2 protein-coding genes and 1 pseudogene are annotated in these 3,375 nt (G+C 71.1%); 2 read left to right on the forward strand and 1 reads right to left on the reverse strand.

Features of this window, described 5'->3' with window-relative positions; translation table 11 throughout:
• Nucleotides 1-230 (forward strand): annotated as a pseudogene (locus tag AC5LUJ_RS13060) (elongation factor G-like protein EF-G2); the annotation flags it as partial.
• A 283-nt stretch (nt 231-513) separates the two neighbouring features.
• Here the strand turns inward: AC5LUJ_RS13060 and AC5LUJ_RS13065 are convergent.
• The gene (locus AC5LUJ_RS13065) at nt 514-1,074 is read right to left on the reverse strand and encodes an HIT family protein (protein ID WP_250283912.1); all 561 of its coding nucleotides are present in this window, start codon (nt 1,072-1,074) and stop codon (nt 514-516) included.
• Between the two features lie 791 nt (nt 1,075-1,865).
• Between AC5LUJ_RS13065 and AC5LUJ_RS13070 the strand changes: the two genes are divergently transcribed.
• The coding region (locus tag AC5LUJ_RS13070; protein WP_493465000.1) for a cytochrome P450 at nt 1,866-3,375 on the forward strand (1,510 nt) is incomplete at its 3' end.

The following is a 3,375-nucleotide window of genomic DNA, read 5'->3' on the forward strand; positions in this document are numbered from 1 at the left end:
CCGGGCAGGCCGGCGGGCAGGCCGGCGGGCAGGCAGCGCACGGGAGTGGTGCGGGCCGGACCCTGGTGCGGGCCGAGGTGCCCGAGAAGGAGATGCTGCGGTACGCGGTGGACATCCGTTCGCTGACCCAGGGCACCGGCACGTTCACCCGTGACCATCTGCGTTACGAAGCGGTCCCCGAGCACATCGCCGCCGAACATCTCGGCGACAGGCCCGGCGAAACCGGATAGCACCGGTTTCGCCGGGCCCGAGCCCGCGGTGGGCCCGGATCAGTACCGGTCCGGGCCCACCCCGCCGTGCCGTCCCCCGACCGCCTCCTGGCGGGCACGGGAAACCCGTTGGCGGGTACGGGAACCGGTCCCGGCCCCGACAGCCGCCGGGACGCGGCATCAGTGAACGCGGCCCTGAGAAACACGGGGGAACGCGAGGAAAACAGCGCCGAAAAACATCACCGGAGACAGCCGTGCGCGGCGCACGGGGGAACCGTGCCGGCCTGCCGGCGGGGACCGGCGCCTATTCGGTTTCCTTCCACGCGGCGGCGGTGATCTCGCGGGTCTGGCCCAGCAGCGCGGGCAGGACTTTCGTGCCGCCCACGACCGGCATGAAGTTGGTGTCACCGCCCCAGCGCGGCACGACGTGCTGGTGGACGTGCTCGGCGATACCGGCGCCCGCGACAACGCCGAGATTCATCCCGATGTTGAAGCCGTGCGCGCCACTCGCCCGTCGCAGCGCCCGCAGCGCGTGCTGGGTGAACAGGGCCATTTCGGTGGTTTCGGCGTCCATCAGGGCGGCATAGTCCGGAATATGCCGGTACGGCACGATCATGAGATGCCCGGAATTGTACGGGTAAAGGTTGAGAACGGCGTACACGGTCTCGCCTCGGGCGACGACCAGCCCGTCCTCGTCCGACAGGGACGGGATCTCACAGAACGGGCACTGCTGGCCGGCGGGCCGCTCCCCCTTGACATACGCCATCCGGTGCGGTGTGTAGAGGCGGCGGAACGCGTCCGGGCTGCCGACGCCGTCCTGCGCCTCCAGCGAGACACCCTCCGGTGCGCTCGGGGTCACGTCCACGAACTGCCCGTTCCCGCGCCGCCCACGGGCAGCGCGATGCTCGCGGGCGGCATGCTCACGGGTGGCCTCGCAGACGGCGCGGTCACGGACCTGGGACCACCCTGGTGGTGTGTCACTGGCGGGGCCTCCCGATGTGTCCGGAAGCTGGCTGGGCACGCGCGCCGGCTGGACGGGGCTGGAGACGGCGCTTCCGCCAGCCGCGCCACGGCCCGCGCATTGATGTACACATCTACCTACTCCGCCCCGGGCGCCGCGTCAAAACACCGCTACGCCCCAGGATGCCCGGTTGGGCGCCGCGCCACCAGCCACGAGATGCGCACAGAAGCCGACCACAGGTCACCACGCCTCGGCCGGCCGCCCGCGACCCCACGCCGCGATCGATGAACTTCTTGTCAACCACAGGAGAGGTTGACGACGTGGGGGGGTCGCCGTCAACCTCTCTCCGGTAGCGTAAGCCGTTTCAAACCATGGCGCCCGCACTATGACCAGAATCATTCAGCGTGTCGCCACCAGGACGCACCGTCACTTCTGCTCGCGCAACGTACCCGTTGCCGGCCCTGGAACCACAGCAGGGTGGATAGGAGTTGTCCCCACAGTGACCGGGGGCCCCGGGCCCGGTCCCGGTAAGCCGACCGGACCGGCTGCCGGAGGAGCCCCGGCCACGAAAGGCACATGATCGCGTCACCTTCGGCCCGCCGGGCACGCGCCGCCCCGCGTCCCGGCGCCGGATGCGTACCGCGGCCTGGGCCTGACGGACGCCGTGCCCCGACCCGCCGAACCGGGAGTAGACGATGACATCATCCCAGGCCAGAGCCGTATCCCAGGCCAGAGCCGCCGACGGCCCGGCCGGGGACGCGGGCGACGTCGGGAGCTCGAGCGAAGTCGGGAACGCCCCCGCGGCGCAGGCCGCTGACCCGCCCGGCGGCCCGGTGGGCGGCCCGGCCGGCAGGCCCGGCCCGCCTCCACCGGGCCCGAGCGGGCAGTCGCTGCGCACCGCGTACGCGTTCCTGACCAACCCGCTCGACCTGCTCACCAGGCTGCGCCACGAGTACGGCCCGATCGTGCGCGGGCCCCTGGGCCGCGGCACCGTCTACCTGGTCAACGACCCGGCCGCGGTGCAGGAGATCCTGGTGAACTCCCAGCGGGTCTTCGCCAAGGGCTTCCGCAGAAAACGAATGCCGATCGACGAGGGAGTCCAGCCGCTGGCGCTGCTGCTGGGTTCCGGCCTGCTCACCAGCAGCGGCGAGCTGCACCGGGCCCGCCGACGGCTCATCCAGCCGCTGTTCCACCGCCAGCGGATCGCCACGTACGGCGAGACGTTCGCCAGGCTGGCCGAGGAGACCGCTTCCGGATGGTCCGACGGGCAACAGCTGGACCTCCATGAGGAGATGACCGAGCTGACCCTCGGAATCGTCACCAGAACCGTTTTCGACCTGCCCCTGGACAGCGACCTCGTGCTGACGGTGCGGCGGGCGATCGCGGCGAACATGGGCGTGTCACGTCGAGCGGCCATCCCCGGTAGCCGGTATCTGGAGAAAGTACCGCTGCCCACGACGCTGCGGGCCCGTAGCTCCCGGGCCGACCTCGACCGGCTGATCCGGGAGATGATCGCCGACCGTCGACGTGCGGGGGCCGACGGCAACGACCTGCTGTCCCTGCTGCTGACGGCCCGCGACGCCGAAACCGGCGCGCCCCTGGATGACGACGCCGTGCGCGACGAAGTCCTGACGATCCTGCTCGCCGGCCACGAGACCACCGCGAACGCGCTCAGTTGGGCCTTCCATCTGCTCGGCAACGCCCCGCGGGTACGCGAGGCGTTGCACGCCGAACTCGACGAGGTTCTCGGTGACCGGCTGCCCACCCTGGACGACCTGCCCCGCCTCCCCTACACGCGGGCGGTGTTCACCGAGTCGATCCGGCTGTACCCACCAGTCTGGATCATGTTCCGCCGGACGCTGGCGGACCACTCCCTCGGCGGCTACGACATCCCCGCGGGCTCGACGGTGCTGGTCAGCCAGTGGGTCATGCACCGTGACCCCGAGTACTGGCCCGACCCCGACGGTTTCGTGCCCCAGCGCTGGCTGGAACCGTCCCCGGAACCGTCCGCGACAGCCTCCTGCGCGACAGGGCCGGTCGACGGGCCACGCTCGACAGCCACCCGTCCGAAGTACGCGTTCTTCCCGTTCGGCGGCGGTAACCGTCAGTGCATCGGCAACACGTTCGCCGAACTCGAGGCCGCGATCGTCCTGGCCACCATCTGCCGCCGTTGGCACCTGGAGCCGGCCCCCGGACGCCCCGTGA

The organism is Protofrankia sp. CiP1_Cm_nod3 (genome assembly GCF_982290655.1).